The sequence below is a fragment of the Marinobacter sp. W-8 genome (genome assembly GCF_044342215.1).
GTDB classification, from domain to species: Bacteria; Pseudomonadota; Gammaproteobacteria; order Pseudomonadales; family Oleiphilaceae; genus Marinobacter; species Marinobacter nauticus.
The window spans coordinates 387,033-412,480 of the sequence record NZ_CP172297.1; the positions used below are offsets into that span (position 1 = coordinate 387,033).

Consider the following 25,448-nt stretch of genomic DNA (forward strand, 5'->3'; position numbering starts at 1 on the left):
ATGCCAAATCAAGACATCCTCGACCTGCAGCCTGCCCACATCCGTGAGCTGCAGAACCGGTACGAACGGGCCATGGCTGATCACGGTTACGATAGCCTGCTGATTGCCTCGGGTGCGGCGCCTTACCGGTATCGGGATGATCAGGCCTATGTATTTCAGGGCTTCGGCCCGTTTTTGCACTGGACCGGGCTGGCTGGCCAGGTGCACAGCTGGCTGTTGGTTCGGCCCGGCCAGAAACCGGTGCTCTGGCTATACCAGCCGGTGGACTTCTGGCACGCCAACCCGGTGATGGCTGAAGAACCCTGGCTAGAGGTTGTAGACGTTCGCAGCCGGCAGCAGTCTGGTGCCCCGGAGCTCGATAGCCCGGGTCGGCTGGCGGTCATCGGTGATCCGCTGGTGCTGGACGGCGTGCCGGGAGAGCATAATCCGGCGGCACTGGTGGCCGCCGTGGAAGAAACCCGGGTGTGCAAGACGCCCTACGAAATCGAATGCCTGGCCCATGCCAACCGGGTTGCCCTCGCTGGCCACGACGCTGCCCGGGAGGCCTTCCTGGAAGGCGACAGTGAATTCGGAATCAACCTAGCGTACCAGCAAGCCACAGGTCAGCGAGAAGTGGAAGCGCCTTATCACAGCATCATCGGCCTGAACGAACATGCCGGCACGCTGCATTATCAGTACTACGACCTGCAGCCACCCCGCCGACCCCGCAGCCTGCTGATTGATGCCGGGGTGCGTTACCGGGGCTACTGCTCCGATATCACCCGCACCACCGCCGGGCCGGATGAGCCGAGATTCACCGCGCTGGTTCACGGGCTGGAGAAACTGCAGCTGCGGCTATGCGAGATGGTGTCGCCCGGCGTGGACTACGTGGACATTCACCGCAAGGCTCACCTGGGCATTGCGGCCCTGCTGTCAGCCTCGGGGCTGGTGTCCGGTTTGACGGATGAAGCCATGGTGGAGCAGGGCATTACCCGGGCGTTTTTTCCCCATGGTATCGGGCATTTTCTGGGCATTCAGGTGCACGATGTCGCCGGCAAACCGACACCACCCCCGAAAGACGCACCGTTCCTGCGCCTGACCCGCACCCTGGAAGCCGGCATGGTGGTCACCATCGAGCCGGGGCTCTATTTTATTCCATCGTTGTTGGAGCCGTTGCTGAACGGGCCTGAAGCCCAGTATCTGAACCGGGCGCTGATTGATGAACTGAAGAGCTGCGGTGGAATCCGGATTGAAGATAATGTGGTGGTCACCGCGTCCGGGGCCCAAAACTTAACGCGAGAATGCGAATAGTCACTATTTACTACAAAAACTGACTGCAAAAGGGTTGCAATCCTGTTTGTTAATAACAATAATTATCACTAACTTTAGTGCTGTTAGTGAGAGCGCCCTATGTACGTTTGCCTGTGTTACGGGGTAACAGACAGAGAAATCCGCGAAGCCGCTGAAAGCGGTGTCAGTTCCATGCGCCAGCTCGGCAAGGAACTTGGCGTCGGTCGTCAGTGTGGTCGTTGCGCCTGCACTGCCCGGGAAATTCTGAAAGAGTCCCGGTCACCGGATTATATGGCGCTCGCCAACATGCTGGCGCAACCCGCCTGACCAGGCGGGCCTGTCCACATATTGCAATTGCACCTCTTTCACATCCGTGATTTTTTATTGCCGTTAAACCGACTATCCTTGTGAGTTAACGCTTTCGCGACACAAGGAATCCGGTTATGAAAGGCGACAAAAAAGTCATCCAGCATCTGAACAAGGTCCTCGCCAACGAGCTGACGGCCATTAACCAGTACTTCCTGCATTCGAGAATGTACAAAGACTGGGGTATCACCAAGCTCGCGGCGAAAGAATACGAAGAATCCATCGATGAAATGAAACACGCCGATCAGCTGATCGAGCGAATTCTCTTCCTTGAGGGCCTGCCAAATCTGCAGGATCTGAACAAATTGCTGATTGGCGAGAATGTTCAGGAAATGATCGAGTGCGATCTCAAGCTCGAGCACACCGCGCACACAGACCTGAAAGAAGCCATCATCTACTGCGAGCAGGTTCAGGACTTTGCCAGCCGTGAATTGTTCCGGAGCATCCTCGACAGCGAGGAAGAGCACATTGACTGGCTCGAAACCCAGCTGGAAATGATCTCCCAGATGGGTATCCAGAACTACATCCAGCTGCAGTCCGCCGCTGCCGAGTAAACTGCCTGGCTTTTAGTCACCGGCTCGCTGCCCGGGCCGGTGATGCCCTCCACGCTTGGCTTCCCTCAACGTTTTCTCCGGGTGCTTCACCGATTGTCTGTCGAAACAGGTAGAATGGCCGTCTAGATTGGCCAGATATGCTGGCCCAACGCGGTTAATAAACCACTCCGGAGACTGAAATGGACCTGTCCTGCTTCAAGGCCTACGACCTGCGTGGCCGAGTACCTGACCAGCTAAACCCCATCCTGGCTGAGAAAATCGGCCGAGCCTACGTGGAAATCACCGGTGCCAAAAAAGTCATCGTCGGTTACGACATCCGCCTGTCCAGCCCCGAAATCGCCGAAGCATTGAGCTCCGGCCTGATGGCGGCCGGTGCCGATGTGTTTGATATCGGCCTATGCGGCACCGAACAGGTGTATTTTGCCACCAGTCACTACCAGATGGACGGCGGCATCATGGTGACGGCCAGCCACAACCCCAAAGACCACAACGGCATGAAAATGGTCGGCCCGGAATCCCGGCCGATCAGCTCGGACAACGGCCTGAACGACATCCGGGATCGGGTGCTGGAGCCGTTCTTTGACGCCGCAGAGCAGGGCAAATACGAAACCCTGGAAGTAATGAGCGCGTACGTCGACCATCTGCTGGGCTATATTGATGCTGGCTCACTGAAACCCATGACCATCGTCTGCAATGCCGGCAACGGTGGTGCTGGCCTGGTGATCGACGAACTGGAGCAGCATCTGCCGTTCGACTTCATCAAGGTTCATCACGAAGCCGATGGCCACTTCCCGAATGGCGTACCCAACCCGATCCTGCCGGAAAACCGCTCCGCCACCGCCGATGCCGTACTCCAGAATGGCGCCGCCATGGGCATTGCCTGGGACGGCGACTACGACCGCTGCTTCTTCTTCGACGAAAACGGCCGATTCATCGAAGGCTACTACATCGTCGGTCTGCTGGCGGACCAGTTCCTGCGCAAGACCGGTGGTGGCAAAGTCATTCACGATCCCCGCCTGACCTGGAACACCCTGGATCTGGTCGAAGCCGCTGGCGGCGAAGCCATCGAAAGCAAGACTGGCCACGCCTTCATCAAACAGAGAATGCGCGACGAAGACGCCGTCTATGGTGGCGAAATGAGTGCCCACCACTACTTCCGCGACTTCGCCTACTGCGACAGCGGCATGATCTCCTGGCTGCTCGTGGCCGAGCGCCTGTGCCAGAGCGGCCAGACCCTGTCATCCCTGATCGACGCCCGAATCGAAGCCTACCCGGCCAGCGGTGAAATCAACCGCACCATCAGCAATCCTCCAAAAGTCATCGCCGCCATCGAAGCCAAGTACGGCGTGGGCGCGAAATCCGTCAGCCATGTCGACGGCCTGAGCGTGGAATTCGACAACTGGCGCTTCAACCTGCGCATGTCCAACACTGAACCGGTGGTTCGTTTGAATGTGGAAGCACGCGGAGATAAAGCGTTGATGGAAGCGAAAACTGAAGAACTGCTGGAAGAAATGAAAAGGCTGAACGTTTAAAAGGCTGGCAGTGTTAGAAGGCCCCTGAAGTTTGTGGGGCCAGGGTGGCGGTACCCCCCTTCTGGAACTGTGCGGAGCCAGGGATGGCGGAGCTCAAGCGTCACAAGGATGTGCCGAAGGAGCGTGTTTCAGAAGGGGGTACCGCCATCCTGGTCTTGCACCAGCGCCTAGAGCCAGTCATTCAGCATAATGCCAAACCCGACCCGCTCAATCCGCTCGTTATAGTCAATCAGGCTCTCCCCATACCCGTTGTAATACTGGAAGAACCCCTTCAGCGTATCCCCCATGGGAAAACTGTACCCGAACTCCACCGACGTCCGGTTATCCGACCTCAGATTATTCAGCAGCTTCAAAGAAAACGTCCGATCTTCCGTCAGCTTGTAAACCGCGTGATAACTGGCGTGACCCAGATAGCTCTCTATGTCTTCGTTGTCGTCGCTGCTGCTGTTTTCCGGCAAGCGATACCAGGGCTGAACCATAAACAGCCAGCGATCTACACTATAGGCAACGGAGCCCATAATCCGGTTCCAGCTCCGGGACCGGGGGTCAGACTGTCCGTTTGACTGGTGATTAAAGCCCACCGACACCGCACTGAGCGTGCCGGGACCGAGATCCCAGTTCAGGGCGTGCCGGAAAAACAGCTCCGGCTCATAGTTGGTCTCACGGAAAGGCGCCGATTCATCCTGATTGTAGACCTGCCAGAAGGATTTCTGAGTGTAGCCAAACCAGAAGGTTGTGCGGTCGTCGAAAACGCCCGTCAGCAACGGAACCTTGAAGCTGATCTGGTACTTGGCTTCCTCGTTTTCCAGGTTGTAGTCATAATCGATAGCCCCCAGTCGCGGGCTTGAGGGCAAGGCATTGGGGTCGTCCACCCAGGTAATGGGCAGAATGTAATTGGGCCGATGGGTCACGAAACTGCCGGTAAACGAGAAGATCGCCCGCTCGGCAGAAAGATAGTTATCCACCAACGCGGCCATTACCCCGTCATCAGGATCATCTTCCAGAGCATTACCCACGATCTTCTCCCGGGTTTTCTTGTCGGCCACCAGCTCCTCTGCATCCGCCTCGGCTTCTTCCAGCTGTTCCTCGCTGGCCTGGTTACGCTCGGCCTGAGGGTTGTACTTGGCGTCATAGCAGGCCAGCCGTTGCACACCTTCCTTGATCAGCGCGCAGTTAACATCGGGTTCCTCTGGTCGGTCCTGGGCAACAACCAGATTGGCCGTGCCCAACAGAATCAGGGGTAGCAGCTTGAGGCTGGGGGTCATGGGGGCTCCTTATTGGGCGGTACTCAGGCTTATCCAGGTATTGGCAATGCCGTAAATCCAGACCCCAAGCAGGGTGAGGGTCAGCAGGGCGAAGATCGCGCGATGGCGGGTGCGGCGCTGGTCGTTCGCCGAGGCGACCCAGCGTAGATACATCAATCCGATAAAACTCAGAAAAACGCCCAGGCTGGCAAACGCCGGAATCAGTAGCCAGCCGGCAGAAAGCGGGGTGCCATCGCTTGACTGGTTGCTGAACCAGGCCATCGAGATCAGCAGTACCGCCAGGCTGGAAAACTCCAGGATCAGTAAGGTTTTTCGGCGCTTGTCCGGGGTCGTCTGTTGCTGTTGGTTCATGCGGCGACTCTGGGTTTGAGTGAATGAACGCTATGGTAACCGGAATCCATGGCAAAGGAGCTACAACCTACGAAACTGTCATTAAAATGGTTGAAATCAAATTCTGATTTTGCTCTCTGGTTTTTTTGCGGAGGCTCAATCGCTATAATGCGGCGACCGAAAGATTATAACGCTCAAATGCGAGGTGCATTGTGAAGATGAAGAGAGTCCTGGCTGTTGTTCTGCTTGGTTTTGGCCTGGCCGCCGGCGCCGCAGTGGCAAGTGTTGAAGACGAAATCCGCGAGCGCATCAAGCCGGTGGGCGAAGTGTGTCTGCAGGGTGAAGAGTGTGGCGAGGCTGCTGCACCTGCTGAGACAGCCAGCTCCGGCCCGCGTTCTGGCAGTGAAGTCTACGACGCCGTGTGCATGGCGTGTCATACCACCGGCGCAGCCGGCGCTCCCAAGATCGGTGATACCGCTGCCTGGGCTCCGCGCATTGAGAAGGGTATCGATACCCTGATTGATCACGCCATCAATGGCTTCAACGCCATGCCGGCCAAAGGTGGCTGTGCCAACTGCCCGGATGAGGAAATCACCGCTGCCGTTGAGCATATGGTTGAGCAGAGCAAGTAAGCAATCTGTAACGACCGGACAAACCCCGCCCCGAGCGGGGTTTGTTGTTTCTACAGGCCCAGATCGCCAATCAGGGCGCTGAGAGTCGCCTTGCCCTTTTTCTGGTTCGCTTCTTTGTCCTGGTCGCCCAGTCCCTCCCATTTCACATCCTCTTCCGGCAACTCATCCAGAAAGCGGCTGGGAATGGTCTCCAGTTTTTCCCCGTACTGTTTTCGGGAGGCCGCGTAAGTCAGCGCCAGGGTTTCCCTGGCCCGGGTAATGCCCACGTACATCAGGCGGCGCTCTTCCTCAATGTTGCCTTCCTCGATGCTGCTGCGGTGCGGCAGAATCTCCTCCTCCAGGCCCATAATGAACACATGGGGAAACTCCAGCCCCTTGGAAGCGTGCAGAGTCAGCAACTGAACCTTGTCGCTGTCGTCTTCCTCTTCCCGCTGCTCCATCATGTCCCGCAGTACCAGCTTGGCGATGGCGTCCTCAATGCCGATTTCGTCGGCGGTGCCCTTGCCGTCGTCCAGCATGCGCTGGATCGACTCCACCAGGTACCAGATGTTCTCCATCCGGCGTTCGGCCTGTTTCGGGCTACCGGAATGCTGGTGCAGCCACTCTTCGTACTCGATGTCTGTGAATAACTGTTTGATGACCGGGATCGGGTCTTCCGAGAACAGGCGCTCGCAGGTTTTGTCGACCCAGTGGGCGAACCGTCTCAGTCGGTCCAGACCTTTCTCGGTGACGTGGGTTTCCGCCCCCATATCCCCCAGGGCCTTGAACAGGCTGACATTGCGTGACCGGGCATAGTGACTTAACTGTTCCAGGGTGCGCGGGCCAATCTCCCGGCGCGGCACGTTCACCACCCGCAGGAAGGCAGCATCGTCGTCCGGGTTGATCATCAGCCGCAGGTACGACATCGCATCCTTGATTTCGTTCTTGGAGAAAAACGACTGACCACCGGAGATGCGGTAGGGAATCTGGTAGGCCTGTAGCTTCATTTCCAGCAGCCGGGCCTGATGGTTGCCCCGGTAAAGGACCGCGAAGTCCCTGAAGTCGAGGCCGTTTTTCAACTTCTGGTCGAGGATTTCGGTGGCCACCCGCTCGGTTTCCGCGTCTTCGTTGCGACACCGGATGATGCGGATTTCCTCGCCGATGGTGTGGTCACTCCAAAGGGCCTTCTCGAACACGTGGGGGTTGTTGGCAATCACCGTGTTGGCGCAGCGCAGGATGCGGCTGGTGGAGCGGTAGTTCTGCTCCAGCTTGACGATTTTCAGGCTCGGGAAGTCGTCTTTCAACTGGGCCAGGTTCTCCGGACGGGCGCCGCGCCAGGCGTAGATGGACTGGTCATCATCGCCCACCACGGTAAACGCTGCCCGTTCGGCCACCAGCTGTTTCACCAGCTCGTACTGGCACACGTTGGTGTCCTGGTACTCATCCACCAGCATGTAGCGGATTTTCCGGCGCCACTTGGCAAGCACTTCCGGGTTGTCCCGGAACAGCTGCACCGGCAGCAGAATCAGGTCGTCGAAATCCACCGCGTTGTAGGCTTTCAGGTATTCGTTGTAGTGCTTGTAAACGATGGCGATGCGCTGCTCACGCTCGTCTGCAGCTTTGCTGTAGGCCTCCGCAGGGCTGCGCATGGCGTTCTTCCAGGCCGAGATGGTCATCTGCACATCGTTCAGCTCGTCGCCGGCCTCGGCGCTGGCTTCGCGCATCATCAGATCCTGCAGCAACGCCTTGGCATCTTCGGCGTCGAAAATGGAGAAGCCTGGATGGTAGCCCAGGTGGGTGTGCTCCTCCCGGATCATGTTCAGGCCAAGATTGTGAAATGTTGATACGATCAGGCCCCGGGTTTTGCCCCGGTCGACAATACGGCCCACACGCTCTTTCATTTCACGGGCAGCTTTGTTGGTAAAGGTGACTGCGGCAATGTGTCGCCCCGGAATGCCCAGCTCCTCAATCAGGTAGGCAATCTTGCGGGTGATTACGCTGGTTTTGCCGCTGCCGGCACCGGCCAGCACCAGCAGGGGGCCGTCGGCGTAGCGTACCGCTTCATGTTGTCTGGGATTGAGCTTGTTCACAGTGTTGATGCCAAAGGGGAACGGGGCATGGGTTGTTAGCGTCTGGCTATTCTACACCAGGCCGGCATGCTGTACCTTGCCGATCTATCAGCTATTCTTTCCGTAATGGACTAGGCTGTTCTGTACCGACATATGGATCTCGCCAGATGACACTGCCCATCGACACCAGGCCTGATTGTTTGCGCCTTCTGGTGCTGACACCGGAATACGCCGACTATCTCTGGTTCAGCGCCATGCTCGCGGATGATTCCGAAATCTGCAGTGACGCCACCTGGTGCCCGGATCTGGTGGACTGTGATGATCTTATTTCCAACGCCAGCTTCGATGTGATCGTGTGGGACTGCGTGTTCCATGGCGGCTCGGAAGCGTCGTTTCTGCAATATCTGTCGGTATCCAGTGAGGACAAACCCATTCTGGCCATGAGCGCCGAATCCTGCGGAGAAAAAGCCCGGTACCTGGTTGAAAATGGTGCATCGGACTATCTGAGCCGCCGCGAGTTAGATCCCTGGAATTTCCGTCGTTCTATCAAATGCCTGTGGTATCGCTCCCAGCTTACGCAATCGGCAAATGGCCAGCTCGGCCGCGAAGTGGCCTCCGGGTTTATTAACCGGGACCTGTTCTTCGATCGGTTACAGCAGGCCTTGTTGAGGGCAGAGCGGGCGAATCATCGCCTGGCCCTGTTGCACCTGAATATCGATGATTTCCGTAACATCAACGAATCCTTTGGTTACCAGAAAAGCGATCATTTAATGCTGCGGCTGGCCGAGCGGCTGAGGCAGAAGCTGCGACGGGTAGATTCGTTGATGCGCATTGGCGGTGACGAGCTGGCCATCATCGTCGAGAAGGTGGAAGACTCGCTGGATATCACCCAGATCATCCGCAAGGTGGTCTCGGCACTGGATGAGCCGGTGACGGTGGATGGCCAGAATGTGGTGGTCAGTGCCAGCCTGGGCGTAGCCACCTATCCGGAGGCCGGTGACAGCCCGGAAGAGCTGCTCCGCCGAGCCAACCGGGCGATGTTCGAGGCCAAACGCGATCCGGGTACCAGTTACCGGTTTTACGACCGGCAGCTGCACATTTCCGCTGGCTATCAGCTCAGGCTCGAAGCCGACCTTCGCAATGCCCTGCGGGGTAAGGAACTGGAGCTGTATTATCAGCCCCGGATTGACCTGGCGACCGAGGAGGTGCGCGGGGTTGAGTGCCTGTTGCGCTGGAATCACCCGGAGCGAGGCCTGGTGGGGCCCGACGAGTTTATCCCGGTGGCCGAGCGCAGTGGTCTGATTGTGCCCATCGGCTACTGGGTTATCGAGCAGGCCTGCAAGCGCTTGCAGGAATCCACCGAGCTGGGCTTTCCTGGACTGGTGTTTGCGGTCAACCTGTCGTTCCGGCAGTTCCACGATCGCAAGATGACCGAAACCATCTTCCGTATCATTTTCAATGCCAACGTCGATACCAGTCTGCTGGAACTGGAGCTGACCGAAAGCGCCATGATGCACGACCCGGAATACGCCCAGCGCTGCCTGCGGGAGCTCAATCAGTTGGGCATCAGTTTTGCGCTGGACGATTTCGGTACCGGCTTTTCCTCCCTGAGCAATCTGCAGCACCTGCCAATCTCGCTGGTGAAGATCGACAAGTCCTTCGTCCAGGAACTGGGCCAGTCTGCCGATGCCGAGCATATTATCCGTGCCATTATCAGTCTGGCTCACAGCCTGCAGATCAGCGTGGTGGCCGAAGGGGTGGAAACCGAAGGCCAGCTGGAATTCCTGCGCCAGCAACACTGCGACGAAATCCAGGGCTACTATTACGCCCGCCCGATGCCCTGGAACGATCTGGTGAAATTCATGAACCGCCAGAACCAGTCCGCTTGCCTGCAGAAGTAAGCCGCTGTACCTTTGCGCATTAATTCCGAATGCGATACAAGATCGAGGCAGCATGAACAGTATTTCCCGGCGCATTGCCGAAGAGCTCGGCGTACGTGAACAGCAGGTTAATGCCACCGTTACCCTTCTTGATGAAGGCGCTACCGTTCCCTTTATTGCTCGCTACCGAAAAGAAGTAACGGGTTCCCTGGACGATAGCCAGCTGCGGACCCTGGAAGAGCGGTTGCGCTACCTGCGCGAACTGGAAGACCGCCGGGGTACCATCCTCAACAGTATTGAGGAACAGGGCAAGCTGACCGACGAGCTGCGGGCCTCCATTGAAGCTGCCGACACCAAGAACCGCCTGGAAGACCTTTACCTGCCCTACAAGCCCAAGCGCCGCACCAAGGCGCAGATCGCCCGGGAAGCGGGGCTGGAGCCACTGGCCGATACCCTTTACGACGATCCCACCCAGGATCCGGAAGCCGTCGCTGCGGGTTACCTCAACCCGGAATCCGGCGTTGAGGATATCAAAGCCGCTCTGGACGGGGCCCGCTACATTCTGATGGAGCGTTTTGCCGAAGATGCCGAGCTGCTTGGTGCCCTGAGGGATTTCGTCTGGCAGGAAGGCCAGTTGAAAGTCACCGTGGTGGAAGGCAAGGAAAACGAAGGCGCCAAGTTCCGGGATTACTTCGACCACGTTGAACCGCTGCGAAAGGTTCCGTCGCACCGGGCGCTGGCCATTCTTCGGGGCCGCAATGAGGGCATTCTGGCCTATTCAATTGTTATGGGCGATGCTGAGGAGGATCGCCGTCAGCCCCATCCCGCCGAGCAGCGAATCGCCGCCCACTGGCGCATTCGGGATAACGGCCGGGCCGCCGACAAATGGTTGTCGGATGTGGTGCGCTGGACCTGGCGCGTGAAGTTGTCGACACAGATTGAAACCGATCTGATCGCCCAGGTGCGTGAAGCGGCTGAAACCGAAGCCATCAACGTTTTTGCTGCCAACCTGAAAGATCTGCTCTTGCTCGCTCCGGCAGGTCCTCGGCCAACGCTGGGGCTCGATCCCGGCCTGCGTACCGGGGTCAAGGTGGCGGTAATCGACGGCACCGGCCAGGTAGTGGATCACGGCGCCATTTTTCCGCACGCGCCCCAGAACAAATGGGATCAGTCCATTGCCCAGATGGCAGCCTGGTGTCAGAAGTACAAAATTGAACTGGTGGCCATTGGTAACGGCACGGCCTCCCGGGAAACCGAGAAACTGGTGGGCGACCTCTGCAAGCGTTACCCCGAACTGAAGCTGGCCCGTATTGTGGTGAATGAGTCCGGGGCGTCGATCTATTCCGCCTCGGAATTTGCTTCCCGGGAATTGCCGGATCTGGATGTCACCATCCGTGGTGCGGTGTCCATTGCCCGCCGTTTGCAGGATCCGCTGGCCGAACTGGTGAAAATAGAACCCAAGTCGATCGGCGTGGGGCAGTACCAGCACGATGTGTCCCAGGTACAGCTGTCCCGTAGCCTGGATGCGGTGGTTGAGGACTGTGTAAACGGCGTGGGCGTGGATCTGAATACCGCGTCGGTACCGCTGCTCACCCGGGTGTCTGGCCTGAATCCGAGCATTGCCCAGAACATCGTGGATTTCCGGAACCAGAACGGCAAGTTCACCAGTCGCAAACAGCTGCTGAAGGTGTCTCGATTGGGTGATCGCACCTTTGAACAGGCTGCGGGCTTCCTGCGTATCGCCGGGGGCGAAAACCCTCTGGACCGGTCATCCGTGCATCCGGAAGCCTACGGTGTGGTTGAGGCCATTGCTGAGCGAAATGGCAAGAGGGTGGAGGATATCCTTGGCGATTCCGCGTTCCTGCGCAGTCTTAACCCACAGGACTACGTAACCGAGCAGTTCGGTTTGCCCACCATCAAGGACATTATCTCCGAGCTGGAAAAACCGGGCCGGGACCCGCGACCGGAATTCCGCTTTGCCCATTTCGAGGAAGGGGTGGAAACCCTCAACGACCTCAAACCCGGTATGGTGCTGGAGGGCTCGGTAACCAACGTCACCAACTTCGGTGCCTTTGTGGATATCGGCGTTCACCAGGATGGCCTGGTGCACATCTCGGCCTTGTCCCATACTTTCGTGAAAGATCCGAGAGAAGTGGTCAAGGCCGGTGACATCGTCAAGGTCAAAGTGATGGAAGTGGACATTCCCCGTAAGCGGATTGGCCTGTCCATGCGTATGGATGACCAGCCGGGGGCGGACAACAAGCCAGCCCGGGGCGCAGACCGGAACGCGGGCCGCAGTGCCGGGCGCAAATCTCAGCCGGGCCAGGGGCAGAGTGCACCTCAGGGGGCCATGGCTGGCGCTCTGGCCCAGGCCATGGCGTCTGCCCGTAAAAACGGCCGTTAACCCCTTCCATTGATTCACAGCCGTTTCGTCTCAAAAGGGTGTAACGGCTGCAACAGGAGCTCAACATGGCACAATCCCGCCACTCCCTGTTCCAACAGTTTGCCGCCAGTGACTGGGACGGTTTCCTTAAAGGGGTCGAAAAGGAAGGCCTGCGCGTCGATGCCAATGGCTTCATTGCCCAGACGCCGCATCCGGAAGCCCTGGGCTCCGCGCTGACTCATCCGCGTATCACGACCGACTATTCGGAAGCCCTGCTGGAACTGATCACGCCGGTCTTCGACAATACTGAAGCCATGCTGGCTTCGTTGCGGGATATACATCGGTTCGTCCAGCAGAATCTGGATAACGAAGTGTTCTGGGCCGCGAGCATGCCCTGCGAGATTGACGGCGATGCCAGCATTCCCATTGCTGAGTACGGCAGCTCCAACACCGGCCGGCTCAAGCATGTGTATCGCCAGGGTCTGGCGGTGCGTTATGGCCGGATCATGCAGAGTATTGCCGGCGCCCATTACAATCTTTCCCTGCCGGACAGTTTCTGGCGCAAATGGCAGGAGCTTGTGGGCAACAAGGACAGTCTGAAGGATTTCAAATCAGATCAGTATTTCTGGCTGATCCGGAATTTCCGCCGTCGCAGTTGGTTGCTGATGCTGCTGTTTGGCGCCTCGCCGGCACTGGATGCCAGTTTTGTAGCCGGCATCCGGCACGACCTGGCCCGGTTCGATGATCGCACCTGGTTTGGCCAGCACGCCACGTCTCTGCGCATGGGGGATCTGGGCTACCACAACAATGCCCAGGCCTCGCTGAATATCTGCTTCAATGAGCTGAGCACTTATACCCGGACACTGGATCGCGCCATCCACACCAACTGGCCAGCGTATGAAGCCATTGGCACCCGGCGCAATGGCGAGTTTGTCCAGATCAATACCAATGTGCTTCAGATTGAGAACGAGTACTACAGCGCGGTACGTCCCAAGCGCACCACTGAGCGGGGTGAAAAGCCGATCCAGGCTCTCGATGCCCGGGGTGTGGAATACATTGAGGTGCGTTGTCTGGACCTGGATCCGTTCTCGCCCGTGGGCGTGAATCGCGAGCAGATCGATTTCCTCGACCTCTTCCTGCTGGATTGCCTGCTCACCGATTCGCCCCGGATTGAAGACGATGAGTGCGAACGGCTTGATGACAATTACAAGGACGTGGTCGCTAGCGGTCGCCTGCATTCACTCAGTCTGTGCCGGGGTGGACAGCGAGTGCCTGTCGGCGAGGCCGCTGTTGAATGGCTGGAGCGCTTGCAGCCCCTGGCGGAGCTGCTGGATGGCTGGAATCATAGCGATACCTACAGGTCGGCGCTGGCGGCTCAACGGTCGAAACTCGAGGGCAATGATTGGGCGGTGCCTTCTGCTCGAGTGCTTGAGGCCATGGGGCAGTCAGGCCTGGGCCACCGCGACTGGGTGCAGGCGATATCCCGTGAACACCAGCAAACTCTGAAGTCGGAGCCACTGGCACCCGAGGTGTTGGCGGACTTCCGTGCCATGAGTGCGCAGTCCCTGGTCGAGCAGAAAGAGCAGGAAGCTGCGGACAGTCAGCCATTTCCGGAGTTTCTGGAGGCCTACCTGAAATCCTGACGCCGCTTGCGTCACGTCCGGAAAGGGACGTGACGCACAGAACCGGCTGTCCGGTTTGCTGGATCTGTTACCTGCTGTTACTTTCTATTACATCAGGTAAGGAGGTGGCCCATGGCAACGGATATCAAGCTCGGCTGGGATGTAGAAGCATTGAACAAGGCCTACCGGCAGGGATACATGGCCGGAGAGATGGGCATGGACAAAACCCGCTGTCCATACCGTGGTGAGGTCATTATTGCCGCCTGGGAAGCCGGTTGGGACGATGCCGGTCAGGCCCGGAAACAGCGCCCGCAACAGGACGATGATCTGTTCTCACGCATCGCCTGATCCCGCCCACAGGCCCTCTGGCTGGTGCCGCAACTAGCGCTGGACCACAAACTCGGTGAACAGCACACCGGTGATGGTTTCTCCGGTTTTCTGCTCTTCCAGTACCCCGTTAATCCGTTTCGTCGCTTCTTCCCGCAGCGCCTGCTGGCCGTCCATGGAAGACAGTTGGTCCAGATCCGTCTGCTCACCAAACAGCATCACCAGTTCGTGCCGTAACCTGGGCATATGCGCCTCTACCGCCGGCCGGGTGGTGTCGCTGGAGGCCCGAATGGTCACAGAGGCCTTGAGATAGGCCACTTTCGCATCCGGTTTGCCGACATGGGTGACGAACGCCGGTTCCATGGCGATATAGTCGGTAACCCCTTTCACTTCGGTTTCCTCATCAGCGTCCTCGGCCATGGCGGGCAAGGGGGCCATCAGTGCACAAAGGGTCAGCAACAGGGCCGGCGTCAGTTTTCTGAGAATGGTCATAGGCTTGGCGTTAGTCATGGGTTAGGATTGGTTCAGTGTTTCATGGCACGCTGGTTTCTCTTTCCGAGAATATCAGGCCATGGAAGCTTGTGCAGTCCACATCATGATTCCGGGGTAGCGTTTTGACAAGCAGATGGATATTCGGGTTGGTATTTCTGGTGTGCGCCGGGTTGCTGGCGGTGGCCTTTTACATGGAGCACGTGATGGGCCTGGAGCCATGCCCGTTGTGCTGGTTGCAGCGTTTCGGGTTTATGGGCGCGGGGCTGGTCAGTCTGTTGGCGTTTCTGCACGGTCCCCGTGGATTCGGCAACCTGGTCTACGGGCTGCTGCTGATTGTCGCTTCGGGCGCGGGTCTGGCGGTGGCAGGGCGTCAGCTCTGGTTGCAGAGTCTGCCGGCGGACCAGGTGCCTGCCTGTGGTCCTTCGGTGGATTACATGCTCGAGGTGCTGCCCTGGTTTGAGGTGCTGCAAACCGCGCTGAAAGGCACCGGTGATTGCGCCGAAGTGGTCTGGCGTTTCCTTGGTTTGAGTATCCCCGGATGGACCGCGGTCTTTTTTAGCCTGCTGATTGTACTGGGGCTGTTCGTGATGCTGCGTCGCTATTCCCCCAGGGACTGGTTGCAGGGCTGAAACAGTTGCGGCTGACCATGACCATGGGGTAACTTGAATGCCGCATAATAATTATCAAGACTAGATCGAAAGAACTGGCGGATTGACCGAGGGGAGACAGGCGTCATGTTGGAAAATTGCCGGAATGCCAGGGAACGTTGGGGTGGTGTCAGCGAGCTGATTGATCGCTGGCTGAAAGAACGCCAGGAGCTTCTGGTTCAGTATTGCGAGCTGTCCGGAGAAAGTGATTTTTCCCAGACTGACGCCCTCCGCGAAAAAATCGTCCGCCTGTGCGAAGTGCTGGTGGATTATGTTTCGGCCGGTCACTTTGAGGTCTATGAACAGCTGATTCAGGAGGCCCGAGAGTTCAACGACGGCGGTCTCGAGCTGGCTGCAAAGCTCTATCCCCGGATCGAGCAGACCACAGAAGTGGCATTGAACTTTAATGATCGCCTGGATGGCCGGGAGCTGTCCGAGGTCGAAATCAGGGAACTGTTCAACGAGCTGTCACGGCTCGGGGAAGTGCTGGAGTCGCGCTTCGAGATGGAAGATTTCCTGATTGAGAATCTGCATAACGCCCATGCAGGCAAGGTTGCTTCGGCCTGAGTGCCTCTACCCGAAACCGCATTACCCGCAATAAAAAAACCGGCCCCAGAAATGGCGCCGGTTTTTTGTTGCCTGCAGACGTGCTGGCCAGAGCTTATTCGTCTGAACCGGCGTCGTCCTGCCCCGGGTTCACGGCGATCAGCTCGACATCGAATACCAGGGTCTCGTTGGGGCCAATAGCCTGGTTACCGCCCGGGCCATAGGCCAGGTCTGACGGGATGTAGAGCTTGTAGCGAGCACCTTCGCTCATCAGCTGCAGTCCTTCCGTCCAGCCAGGAATCACCTGGTTCAGGCCGAAGGTCACGGTCTGCTCGCGCTCACGGGAGCTGTCGAATACCTCGCCGTTGATCAGTTCGCCGGTGTAGTGGACTTCCACCTGGTCCTCGGCGCTCGGGCGCTCACCGTTACCTTCTTCGATCACTTCGTACTGGAGGCCGGATTCTGTGGTCTCAACGCCGTCACGCTCGGCATTTTCGGCCAGGAAAGCCTCGCCGGCGTCCTTGTTCTTTTGCGCCAGTTCTTCCAGTTGCTGCTCCTGCTTCTGCTGGAGCTCCTGCTGATAGGCCATCAGCGCTTCCTGGATCTGCTCGCGGGTCAGTCGCTTGCTGTCCTCATCACCGGCATGGCCATGCTGGATGCCCTGAAGGAACTGGTCCATCTGGAGATCCGGCAAGTCGTTGCTCATGCGCTCACCCAGCACCAATCCCATGCCATAGCTGACTTTCTCGGGCGTGGTTTCAAGGGCCGGGTCGTTTGCCGGCTCCTGGGCTGTTGAGCAACCGGCAATCAGGCCGGTAACGGCGATAGCCAAAAGCGTTTTCTTCATCATTTCATCCTTTTCACGTGTTTCTGGGCTCTCTGACCCTGGATTCTGAAAGTGAACAAGGTAACGGGTTCAGCAGCGGGATGCCACTGAACATGTGTTAATCAGAGACTCATTTCGCGGCAATGCGCAACCCGCGTCAGGAACCGCTGGCGGGTGAGCCATTGAGCGAATAGGGGGCCTGGTAGGGAGAACGCCAGTCATCTTCCGGGTTGATGGTCTGTGGTTTCCGGGATATGGGGTCAGGGCGCTCAATGGCCAGGGCATTCCAGGGGCCCTGGGCCGGTGGCTGATCGGCATAATGCCAGTTGCCATCGGTGTCCTGCCATTTGAACACGATGTCCGGACCCTCGGTGGGGATTGGCGATGGCAGCAAACCCTCGAATGAGGGAATCGTCGTCGCCTGCTCGGTTTTCTCCGGTTCGGAAACCTGGTCAGGATCGCCCAGGCCGAAGAAAATCAGCAGCAGCAAAAGGCCGAGCGCCGGAAATGAAAGCCGGATCAGCCATTTCATGAACATGATGGGCCGCCTCTGGTGGTCTGGCCAGCAAGCCGGCGGGCCAGAAGTTCAAGGTGAGGTTTTACCCGCACGGGTATGTCGCGGGACGGCGCGGCAGCGACAAGATTCTGCCCGATGATGGTGCCTGATTCCTGCATGTTTCCGCGCTCCGGTTCGGATTCTTTCAACGTTTGCCAGGCCAGAGCCAGCTCCAGCTGTTCGGCCAGCAGCTCTGCCCTGGCCAGTGTGTCCCGTAGCTCCCGGCCACGATCATTGGCCCGGGGAACAGACTTGCGGGCGGAGCGAAGGCAACCGGTTACACGGCTTCGCCACTCTGTTACCTTAGCGTCCTCAACGCCAGAGAACGACTGACCGTGCGTGGCCAGCCAGCCGGCACAGAGGATGCGACTTACGCTCCATCCCTCGGATTGCAGCTCAAGACAGGCCTCAGCCACTTGCGGATCCTGCCATTGGGCTAGGGCATAACGCCATAACGGATTGTCTGGTTCCATGTGTTCTGGAAGTTCCAGCGGCTCCGCTTGTTGAACGGTCATGATGGCGCTTCCCTGGCAGTAATCCATGGATAGATTAAATCTATGTTAACGATAACCGATCTCAGTTTACAACGGGGCGGCGTCTGGTTGCTAGAAAACGTGAACCTGACCGTGCAACCGGGGCAGCGCGTTGCCATTGTTGGTGCCAATGGTGCTGGCAAATCCAGTCTTTTCCAGCTCTTGCTGGGGCAGCTTGCGCCCGAGCAAGGCAGTGTGGGGTTGCCTGGCGGCTGCCGGATTGCCCATATGGCTCAGGAAGTGGCCGCTTCGTCCCGTTCGGCCCGGGATTTTGTGCTCGACGGCGACACTGAGTTACGCCGAATGGAGCAAGCCCTGGCCGAGGCGGAAGCGCGTGGCGATGACCACGCCATTGCCCGTCTGCACGGGGAGCTGGATATTCACGAAGCCTGGTCCGCACCGCGTCGGGCCGAGACTCTGCTCAGGGGCCTGGGCTTCGCCGACAGCGATGCCGAGCGCCCGGTATCGGCGTTCTCCGGTGGCTGGCGTATTCGACTGAATCTGGCCCAGGCGCTGATGCGCCCATCCGATTTACTGTTGCTGGATGAGCCTACTAACCATCTGGATCTGGATGCCTGTCTGTGGCTGGAGAACTGGCTTCGAAAGTACCCGGGTACCTTGCTGTTTATTTCTCACGACCGGGACTTCATGGATCGGGTGGCCACTCATCTGGTGCATTTCGACCAGAAACAGCTGGTGTTGTATACGGGCAATTACTCAGCCTTCGAGCGCCAGCGCTCCGAGCGTCTGGCCCAGCAGCAGGCCAGTTTCGAACGCCAGCAAGCCAGAATTGCCGAGATCCAGCGCTTTATCGATCGCTTCAAGGCCAAAGCCACCAAAGCCCGGCAGGCCCAGAGCCGGGTCAAGGCACTGGAGCGGATGGAAAAGATCGCACCGGCGCACGTGGATTCTCCCTTCAGTTTTGAGTTCCCTGTCGCGGACAAGGTTTCCAATCCGTTGCTGTCCATTCGCCACGGGGTCGCGGGCCACGGCGATGTGCCCATCCTGAAGAACATCAATGTCACCTTGTTGCCGGGCACCCGCGTCGGTTTGCTGGGGCCGAACGGGGCCGGTAAGTCCACCTTTATGGATGCCCTTCGCGGCACTGGAACCCTGCTCAGCGGCGAGCGCACCTGCGGTGAGCATCTGGCCATCGGCTATTTCGCCCAGCATCAGCTGGAGTCACTGGATCTGGACGCCAGTCCGTTCCTGCATCTGCAGCGTCTGGCACCAACCGCGTCGGAGCAGAAAGTCAGGGACTTCCTGGGCGGTTTCGATTTTCACGGCGACGAAGCACTGGCGCCCATTCGCTCGTTTTCCGGTGGCGAGAAGGCCCGGGTTGCGCTTGCCGTTATCGCCTGGCAGAAACCCAATCTGCTATTGCTGGATGAGCCCACGAACCATCTGGATCTGGAAATGCGCCAGGCCCTGACCATGGCGCTCCAGAATTTTGATGGCGCCATCGTGGTGGTTTCCCACGACCGCCATTTGCTACGCAATACGGTGGACGAGTTCTGGTTGGTATGCGATGGCGCTGTCGGCGAGTATGAGGGCGATCTGGAGGATTACGAACGCTGGCTGGCGGATCGTCGAAAGGATGAGGAATCGCCACCCCGGCGTGAAGTGGTCGGGGGGCAGGAAAAGTCGGTTAATACCGCCGGACCCGCGACCCTGACGGCGGATGAACGCAAGGCCCGCAAGCGCCAGGAAGCTGAACTGCGACAGAAACTCAGCCCGTGGCGAAAAAAACAGGGAACGCTTGAGACCCGTATGGAGCAGTTGCAGCAACAGCTCGCCACGGTGGAGCAAAACCTGGCCGACCCAGGGCTTTACGATGACCAGCAAAAGGTTCGACTCAAGGAACTGCTGGCGGAGCAGACCGAACTGAAGCGAGAGCTGGAAGACGTTGAAGCCGAGTGGTTGGAGGTCAGCGAAACCGTGGAGAATCTGGAGGCGGAACTGGCCGGCTGAACTGAGCCGGCGTTACCGGCCCGAGATCTCCAGGGTAAAGTCCTGGCGGGCCAGGTAATCCCGCTCGTTTTCCAGGTCTGCGAGGGTCAGCGGGCGGTTGTCCAGCCAGCCCTCGGGGAACTCGATCACCAGGCGGTTATCGTGGCCGTGAAGGGTGAAGGCCGGGGGTTCTTCCAGGTTGCGTGGGTGTTGGATCAATACCGCCAGCCGCACCAGTACGCACAGGTAGGTCAGGCGGGGCTTGTCCTCGGGCTCGATACCCTCGAAAACCGCCGCCGAGAACTTCCGGCGATGGCCCCGAACCAGAGTGGCCAGATCCTTCTGGAACGGCTGACTGAAGCCGGGCAAATCGGAATAGCGCAACAGATAGGCGCCGTGCTTGTGGTACTGGCTGTGGGAAATGGTCAGGCCGATCTCGTGCAGCCGGCAGGCCCAGCGCAGCACGTCTTCATCGGCGGCGGTGCGCAGGCCCCATTGTCCTGCCACCTGTTCCCAGGCGGCAATCGCGGTGTTCTCGACAGCCGCGCCGTGAGCCTGGTCGACGTGGTAACGCTCCTGCAGCGCTGCAATGGTTCGCTCACGAACGTCCTCGTGCTGAATGCGTCCGACAATGTCGTACAACAGGCCTTCACGCAGGGCGCCGTCGGCAAAGGTCATGGTCTGGATGTCGAGTGACCGGAACGCTGCCATCAGAATGGCAAAGCCGGCCGGGAAAATGCTCTGGCGATCCTCCCTTACCCCCAGTTCGGCCAGTTTCTCCACCTTGCCCATGCTCACCAGACGCTTGCGCAGTTCCTCCATGCCCTCGCGGTTAATGGAGCCGTCGGTAATCTTCAGGGTTGCCAGTACGTTGGCAATCGCCTTGATGGAGCCGGAAGAGCCCACCGCGCTCTGCCAGCCTACCGAGCGATAATGCTGGCGGATATTCAGCAGTTCCTGCTCGGCATGGGTAATGGCCTTGTCCATCTGGCGCCGGGTAATCTTGCCATCCGGAAAGTAGCGGTTGCGGAACGACACGCACCCCATGTGCAGGCTTTCAAGTTCCTGGGGTTCGAAACGCTGTCCGATGATGAACTCGGTGCTGCCACCGCCAATATCAATCACCAGCCGCCGGCCGGAATCGTCTGACAGGGTGTGGGAGACACCGAGATAGATTAACCGCGCTTCCTCACGCCCGGCGATGATCTCTACCGGATAGCCCAGCACCTCCTCGGCACGGGCAATGAAATCGTGAGCATTGCGGGCGACCCGGAGGGCATTGGTGCCGACGATCTGAACCGCTTCCGGGGGCATGCCCTGAAGCCGTTGGGCAAACCGGCCCAGACATTCGAGGGCCCGCTGCTGGGTTTCCTCGGTCAGCCGGTTGTACTGATCCAGCCCGGCGCCGAGCTGGACTTTCTCGCCCATCTTCTCAACCGTGCGGATTTCGCCGTGCACCAGGCGGGCGACGACCATATGAAAACTGTTGGAGCCCATATCGATGGCTGCCAGCATGTCCGGGGAGGTTTCAGGCTTCTCGGCAGTGGATGCGGCCGTCACGTTGATAGGCGTCCTGTGTGATATGAACTTGGCCGTACTATAAGTGAAACTTCCCGGCCGTGTCAGTAATTGGCTGCGGACATTACTGACACGGATCAACCCGGGGGTGGATACAACCGGCTTCACATCAGGGCCGGCAATCGCGTAAAGTAATGGTCTGTCTTAATCCGGGTGGACGGCCGGTCCGTAAAGAGAACACCGTCCACTACAGTCAACAGCGCCTCCCGCAGGGCCGGAAACCAAGCCCCGGAGCGCCTGAATCAGGAAAAGGTAATGAGCGGAAATATCGTTAATGTCACCGACGCTTCCTTCGAGCAGGATGTACTGAAGTCCGACGTTCCGGTACTGGTAGACTACTGGGCCGAGTGGTGTGGCCCGTGCAAAATGATTGCTCCGGTTCTGGAAGAAATCGCTGACGAATACGACGGCAAGCTGAAGGTCTGCAAACTCAACATCGACGAAAACGAGCAGACCCCGCCCAAGTTCAACATCCGTGGTATCCCGACCCTGATGCTGTTCAAGAACGGCAACGTGGATGCCACCAAAGTAGGCGCGCTGTCCAAATCACAGCTGGCCGCCTTCCTCGACAGCAATCTCTGATCCGCTGTTGAAGGAAACCGCCCCTGAACAACGCTTCACGGGCGGTTTTTTTATGCCATGACCCGACCAGACAGTATCATCGGCCTGCTCCTGGCAGGCGGCAAAGGCACCCGCATGGGCGGCCAGGACAAAGGCTTCGTACCCTGGCAAGGCAAAGCCATGGCCGAATGGGTGCTGCAGGCCCTGAAGACCATCACCCCGGCCGTCTTTATCAGCGCCAACCGCTCCCTGCCGGACTACGAACGCCTGGCGCCCGGCCGCATCCTGCAGGATCCTCCTGAACTACGTGACCAGGGCCCTCTGGCCGGCCTGCTCACGGGCCTGAAAACCGCGGAAGTCCAAGGCGCCGAAGCTGTGCTGGTCTGCCCCTGTGACACCCCGGGAATCACCTCGGCAACCCTCAGCGCCCTGGTCACCGCCTGGAAAACCCAACCCGACCGCCCGGCTATTGCCGAACACAACGGCCGCCTGCACCCGCTGCACGGTGTGTATCCGGTAAATGTAATGGTGGAGCTGGACCGCTGGCTGGCGTCGGATAACCGCCGGGTGATGGGATTTGCTGAATCGGTGGGGGCGGTGGCGATAGATTGTCCTGAAACTGACGAAGTGTTCGAAAACCGGAACAGTTTGAAGGATCTGGAGCGTTAGCGGATTGGTTGCGCTGACAGCTGACTGATTACGTAGGGCGCTGGGCTGGTGAGCCTTCCGAAAATGTTCGTAGCCATGGATGGCGGAGACAAGCGTACAGGGAAGTACTTGCAGCGGTTTTCGGAAGGCTCACCAGCCCGGCGACCGGGCGGCAAACTCAAACGTAAGTCTTACGACCAGCCCTGACTCCGGGCAACATCAGACTCTTTCTGCTCCACCCAATGCTCACCTTCGCGGGTAATCTCCTTCTTCCAGAACGGCGCCGACGTCTTCAAAGCATCCATAATGAACTCACAGGCCGAAAACGCATCGCCCCGATGGGCACTGCACACCCCCACAAACACAATCTGGTCCGCCAGCGCCAACCGCCCGACCCGGTGAATCACCCGGGCCCGCTGCACATCCCAGCGCCGGCTCGCCTCATCAATCAGCCCCTGAATTACCTGCTCGGTCATCCCCGGATAATGCTCCAGAAACAGCCCCGTCACCCCGGACAGATCCCCGGAATCCCGTACCAGGCCCGAGAAGGTGACAATGGCCCCGGTGCTCGGCCCGGTCGACCGGAGTGCCTCATATTCCGTACCCACATCGAAGTCATCGGTCTGGATTGAAATCATCTTAACCTCCGGTGACCGGTGGGAAGAAGGCTACCTCATCCCCTGGCTGTACCCGGCTGGACGGCTTTGCCATGGACTGATTGACCGCCACCATCACCGGCTGGCCACCGGTTAGCTGGGCCCAGGCACCGCCCCGGCTGGCCAGGTGGGTAAGCAGGTCCTCCACCGTCTGGTGCTCTGATGCCGGCAGGGTCAGGGTTTCGGTACCCAGCTCTTCTCTCAGTCGGGCGAAAAAACGCACGGTCAGTGTCGGTTCCGTCATCGTTAGCTCAGTAATTCGGTAAAAGGATAGTACGTGATCAAATCACCTGCGTGGATGGCCGTGTGCTCCGGCACCACGGCCAGGCCATCGCCCCAGCAGGCTGAGCTCAGCACACCGGAGCTCTGGTTCGGATAGGCGACAACCTCCAGGCCCGCTGCTGAGCCCTGCTTCCTGGCCCGCACGAACTCACGACGGACAGACGTGGAGGTCACTTCAAACCCCGCAGGCAGATATTCGCCCACGGGAAGGAGGTCCAGCCGGCCCTGGCGTTTGCGAATGTAAGGCATCGCCACCACCAGGAAAGTGACCAGGACCGCCGCGGGATTGCCCGGCAAGCCCAGTACCGGTGTCCCTGCCACGTCGCCAAACGCCAGCGGTTTGCCGGGCTTGATTGCCATGCGCCAAAGTGACAGCTTGCCGGATTCCTCCAGTACCGCGCGAACGTGGTCCTCCTCGCCGACCGATACGCCGCCGCTGGTGATGATCAGGTCGGCCTTGGCAGCAGCAGACTCGAGCGTGCTGCGGGTGGCTTCCCGGGTATCTTCAAGGGTTTCGCACAACACCAGCTCGCAGCCAGCCTCGGCCAACAGGCCCATGAGGGTAAATCGGTTGGTGTTGTATATCTGGCCAGAATCAAGTGGCTGGCCCGGCTCCACCAGTTCATCACCGGTGGTCAATACCGCGACTCTTAGCCGGCCCATGACCGGAACCTGGCTGATTCCCATGGAGGCCAGCAGGCCCATTTCCTGGGGGCGAATACGCTTGCCCTTTGCCAGCGCCAGATCGCCCCGGGCAAGATCCTGGCCCCGCCGGCGAATGTTCTGGCCCTCCGAAACCTCCGCCTGGATCAGAATCATGTCGTCGGTGCGTTCCACCCGTTCCTGCATCACGACCGCATCGGCCCCTTCGGGAATCTCTGAGCCGGTAAAAATCCGTGCCGCCGTGCCGGGTGCAAGTGTTCCGGGGGCAACACCAGCCGGGATTCTGGCGGATACCGCCATCGGCTTGCCGGCGGCGACATCGGCCAGACATACCGCGTAGCCGTCCACGGCGCTGTTGTCCGCCGGCGGCACGTCGGCGGGAACACACTGGTTCTCCGCCAGAACCCGGCCGAGGCTGTCCGTTAAAGCAACGGCTTCGGTCCGGGTGATGACCGGAGCCCGGTCAAGAATATGCTGGAGTGCATCGTCAACCGATGTCAGATCGTTAGCCGCCATGTGTCCTCCTGATTACCGCTCGGCCCGCTGGCCAATCACTTCCTGAACCCGCTGGTAGGGGCGGTCCGGCTTGCGCAGGGCCAGAGCAGAGAAATTACAGGGGCCATGGCGACTGTCCAGCTGGGTTGCCAGAATGCCGTTCCAGCCGGTTCGGCAAGCCCCGGTTGAGCCGGGCAGGCAGAAAATAACCGTATGGTTGGCCAGGCCGCCAAAGGCCCGGGACTGAATAGTGGAGGTGCCGATCTCAGAGGCGGACAGTCGCCGGAACTCCTCACCAAATCCGTCGATGGTTTTATCCAGCAGGGGCGCTACCGCCTCCGGCGTACTGTCACGTTCGTGGAAGCCGGTGCCGCCGGTAATGATGACGGCGTGAATCTCCGGATCGGCAATCCATTGTGACATCAGGGCCCGGACCAGGTAGATGTCATCCGGCAGGATGCGGCGGGCCACCAGCCGGTGACCGGCCTCGACAACGCTGTCCTCAAGAAACTGGCCAGACGTGTCTTCATCCGGGCCTCGGGTGTCCGAGACGGTCAGAAGGGCGATGTTCAGGGGCTTCAATTCGCTGGTGCGATCACTGCTCATGGGGTAGGCTCCGGAAGTCTGTCATCAATCATAGGCTCAGTATCCTGATCTGCTGCGTGGTTGGGAAGGGAGTAACCCATCAGAGGGAGCTCCAGAACCAGTGAACCCCATGCCAAAAACTGGCTTAATTTTATTCAGGGGCTTGACATTCGCGCTAAAGGTGGCCGATGATGCCGTTGCCCGGCGAACAGTTGTTCCCAC

At 59.0% G+C, this 25,448-nt stretch carries 26 protein-coding genes; 14 read left to right on the top strand and 12 right to left on the bottom strand.

Translation table 11 applies throughout. The annotated features are described in order from the left end of the window. The 4 genes from pepQ (at window position 1) to ACF8YQ_RS01725 (ending at window position 3,721) form a co-directional block, all read left to right on the top strand. On the top strand, window positions 1-1,290 hold the full coding sequence (gene pepQ / locus ACF8YQ_RS01710) for a Xaa-Pro dipeptidase (RefSeq protein WP_396622434.1): 1,290 nt from the start codon (window positions 1-3) through the stop codon (window positions 1,288-1,290). Between the two features lie 99 nt (window positions 1,291-1,389). Beyond that, window positions 1,390-1,596, top strand: coding sequence for a bacterioferritin-associated ferredoxin (locus tag ACF8YQ_RS01715; protein WP_011784001.1), 207 nt, complete (start codon window positions 1,390-1,392; stop codon window positions 1,594-1,596). Between the two features lie 116 nt (window positions 1,597-1,712). Beyond that, a complete protein-coding gene (bfr, locus tag ACF8YQ_RS01720; RefSeq protein ID WP_011784002.1) occupies window positions 1,713-2,189 on the top strand; it encodes a bacterioferritin in 477 nt (158 codons plus the stop codon). 179 nt (window positions 2,190-2,368) lie between these two features. Continuing rightward, a complete protein-coding gene (locus ACF8YQ_RS01725) occupies window positions 2,369-3,721 on the top strand; it encodes a phosphomannomutase (RefSeq protein WP_396622435.1) in 1,353 nt (450 codons plus the stop codon). A gap of 167 nt (window positions 3,722-3,888) precedes the next feature. Here the strand turns inward: ACF8YQ_RS01725 and ACF8YQ_RS01730 are convergent, their stop codons facing one another. Both ACF8YQ_RS01730 and ACF8YQ_RS01735 read right to left on the bottom strand, forming a co-directional pair. Next, on the bottom strand, window positions 3,889-4,986 hold the full coding sequence (locus tag ACF8YQ_RS01730) for a phospholipase A (protein ID WP_396622436.1): 1,098 nt from the start codon (window positions 4,984-4,986) through the stop codon (window positions 3,889-3,891). 9 nt (window positions 4,987-4,995) lie between these two features. Further along, window positions 4,996-5,337: a hypothetical protein gene (locus ACF8YQ_RS01735; RefSeq protein ID WP_014420327.1), complete on the bottom strand. Its 342-nt coding sequence runs from the start codon at window positions 5,335-5,337 to the stop codon at window positions 4,996-4,998. Between the two features lie 197 nt (window positions 5,338-5,534). On the opposite strand from ACF8YQ_RS01735, the gene ACF8YQ_RS01740 reads away from it, so the two are divergent. Further along, a complete protein-coding gene (locus ACF8YQ_RS01740; RefSeq protein ID WP_011784006.1) occupies window positions 5,535-5,948 on the top strand; it encodes a cytochrome c5 family protein in 414 nt (137 codons plus the stop codon). A gap of 50 nt (window positions 5,949-5,998) precedes the next feature. Here ACF8YQ_RS01740 and rep read toward each other — a convergent pair whose 3' ends face one another. After that, on the bottom strand, window positions 5,999-8,017 hold the full coding sequence (gene rep / locus ACF8YQ_RS01745) for a DNA helicase Rep (RefSeq protein WP_224850955.1): 2,019 nt from the start codon (window positions 8,015-8,017) through the stop codon (window positions 5,999-6,001). A 146-nt stretch (window positions 8,018-8,163) separates the two neighbouring features. Between rep and ACF8YQ_RS01750 the strand changes: the two genes are divergently transcribed. From ACF8YQ_RS01750 to rmf, 4 genes are all read left to right on the top strand, one after another. Further along, window positions 8,164-9,897 (top strand): EAL domain-containing protein, encoded by a 1,734-nt coding sequence (locus ACF8YQ_RS01750; RefSeq protein WP_224850953.1) that lies wholly within the window; start codon window positions 8,164-8,166, stop codon window positions 9,895-9,897. A gap of 52 nt (window positions 9,898-9,949) precedes the next feature. Then, window positions 9,950-12,280: a Tex family protein gene (locus tag ACF8YQ_RS01755; protein ID WP_396622437.1), complete on the top strand. Its 2,331-nt coding sequence runs from the start codon at window positions 9,950-9,952 to the stop codon at window positions 12,278-12,280. A gap of 65 nt (window positions 12,281-12,345) precedes the next feature. Beyond that, complete coding sequence (gshA, locus tag ACF8YQ_RS01760; RefSeq protein ID WP_396622438.1) at window positions 12,346-13,902, top strand: glutamate--cysteine ligase; 1,557 nt, start codon at window positions 12,346-12,348, stop codon at window positions 13,900-13,902. 111 nt (window positions 13,903-14,013) lie between these two features. Next, window positions 14,014-14,229 (top strand): ribosome modulation factor, encoded by a 216-nt coding sequence (gene rmf / locus ACF8YQ_RS01765; RefSeq protein WP_011784011.1) that lies wholly within the window; start codon window positions 14,014-14,016, stop codon window positions 14,227-14,229. 33 nt (window positions 14,230-14,262) lie between these two features. On the opposite strand, the gene ACF8YQ_RS01770 is transcribed toward rmf, so the two are convergent. Then, a complete protein-coding gene (locus tag ACF8YQ_RS01770) occupies window positions 14,263-14,718 on the bottom strand; it encodes a flagellar basal body-associated FliL family protein (RefSeq protein ID WP_224850944.1) in 456 nt (151 codons plus the stop codon). A gap of 104 nt (window positions 14,719-14,822) precedes the next feature. On the opposite strand from ACF8YQ_RS01770, the gene ACF8YQ_RS01775 reads away from it, so the two are divergent. Both ACF8YQ_RS01775 and rsd read left to right on the top strand, forming a co-directional pair. Then, window positions 14,823-15,329 carry a disulfide bond formation protein B gene (locus tag ACF8YQ_RS01775; RefSeq protein ID WP_224850942.1) on the top strand — a complete coding sequence of 169 codons (507 nt, stop codon included), beginning with the start codon at window positions 14,823-14,825 and terminating at the stop codon, window positions 15,327-15,329. Window positions 15,330-15,434: 105 nt separating this feature from the next. Continuing rightward, a complete protein-coding gene (rsd, locus tag ACF8YQ_RS01780) occupies window positions 15,435-15,914 on the top strand; it encodes a sigma D regulator (protein WP_224850940.1) in 480 nt (159 codons plus the stop codon). 94 nt (window positions 15,915-16,008) lie between these two features. Here rsd and ACF8YQ_RS01785 read toward each other — a convergent pair whose 3' ends face one another. The 3 genes from ACF8YQ_RS01785 to ACF8YQ_RS01795 form a co-directional block, all read right to left on the bottom strand. After that, window positions 16,009-16,740: an FKBP-type peptidyl-prolyl cis-trans isomerase gene (locus tag ACF8YQ_RS01785; RefSeq protein ID WP_224850938.1), complete on the bottom strand. Its 732-nt coding sequence runs from the start codon at window positions 16,738-16,740 to the stop codon at window positions 16,009-16,011. Between the two features lie 136 nt (window positions 16,741-16,876). Continuing rightward, window positions 16,877-17,257, bottom strand: coding sequence for a DUF4124 domain-containing protein (locus tag ACF8YQ_RS01790; RefSeq protein ID WP_224850937.1), 381 nt, complete (start codon window positions 17,255-17,257; stop codon window positions 16,877-16,879). Next, window positions 17,248-17,790: a DUF2390 domain-containing protein gene (locus tag ACF8YQ_RS01795; RefSeq protein ID WP_224850935.1), complete on the bottom strand. Its 543-nt coding sequence runs from the start codon at window positions 17,788-17,790 to the stop codon at window positions 17,248-17,250. Before ACF8YQ_RS01795 ends, ACF8YQ_RS01790 begins: the two co-directional genes overlap by 10 nt. Before the next feature lie 42 nt (window positions 17,791-17,832). Between ACF8YQ_RS01795 and ACF8YQ_RS01800 the strand changes: the two genes are divergently transcribed. Next, entirely contained in the window at window positions 17,833-19,779 is a 1,947-nt protein-coding gene (locus ACF8YQ_RS01800; RefSeq protein WP_396622439.1) for an ATP-binding cassette domain-containing protein, read from the top strand. Window positions 19,780-19,791: 12 nt separating this feature from the next. Here ACF8YQ_RS01800 and ppx read toward each other — a convergent pair whose 3' ends face one another. Next, on the bottom strand, window positions 19,792-21,273 hold the full coding sequence (gene ppx, locus ACF8YQ_RS01805; protein WP_224851086.1) for an exopolyphosphatase: 1,482 nt from the start codon (window positions 21,271-21,273) through the stop codon (window positions 19,792-19,794). A gap of 318 nt (window positions 21,274-21,591) precedes the next feature. Between ppx and trxA the strand changes: the two genes are divergently transcribed. Then, a complete protein-coding gene (gene trxA, locus ACF8YQ_RS01810; RefSeq protein WP_011784020.1) occupies window positions 21,592-21,918 on the top strand; it encodes a thioredoxin TrxA in 327 nt (108 codons plus the stop codon). A gap of 57 nt (window positions 21,919-21,975) precedes the next feature. After that, entirely contained in the window at window positions 21,976-22,566 is a 591-nt protein-coding gene (gene mobA, locus ACF8YQ_RS01815) for a molybdenum cofactor guanylyltransferase MobA (protein ID WP_224850928.1), read from the top strand. 170 nt (window positions 22,567-22,736) lie between these two features. On the opposite strand, the gene ACF8YQ_RS01820 is transcribed toward mobA, so the two are convergent. From ACF8YQ_RS01820 to moaB, 4 genes are read right to left on the bottom strand one after another with little or no spacing between them, the layout of a single operon-like run. Then, a complete protein-coding gene (locus ACF8YQ_RS01820) occupies window positions 22,737-23,183 on the bottom strand; it encodes a molybdenum cofactor biosynthesis protein MoaE (protein WP_224850926.1) in 447 nt (148 codons plus the stop codon). Window position 23,184: 1 nt separating this feature from the next. Further along, window positions 23,185-23,445, bottom strand: coding sequence for a molybdopterin converting factor subunit 1 (moaD, locus tag ACF8YQ_RS01825; protein ID WP_396622440.1), 261 nt, complete (start codon window positions 23,443-23,445; stop codon window positions 23,185-23,187). A 2-nt stretch (window positions 23,446-23,447) separates the two neighbouring features. After that, entirely contained in the window at window positions 23,448-24,662 is a 1,215-nt protein-coding gene (gene glp, locus ACF8YQ_RS01830) for a gephyrin-like molybdotransferase Glp (RefSeq protein WP_396622441.1), read from the bottom strand. Window positions 24,663-24,674: 12 nt separating this feature from the next. Beyond that, the gene (moaB, locus tag ACF8YQ_RS01835) at window positions 24,675-25,247 is read right to left on the bottom strand and encodes a molybdenum cofactor biosynthesis protein B (RefSeq protein ID WP_014420345.1); all 573 of its coding nucleotides are present in this window, start codon (window positions 25,245-25,247) and stop codon (window positions 24,675-24,677) included. Window positions 25,248-25,448 lie beyond the last annotated feature (201 nt).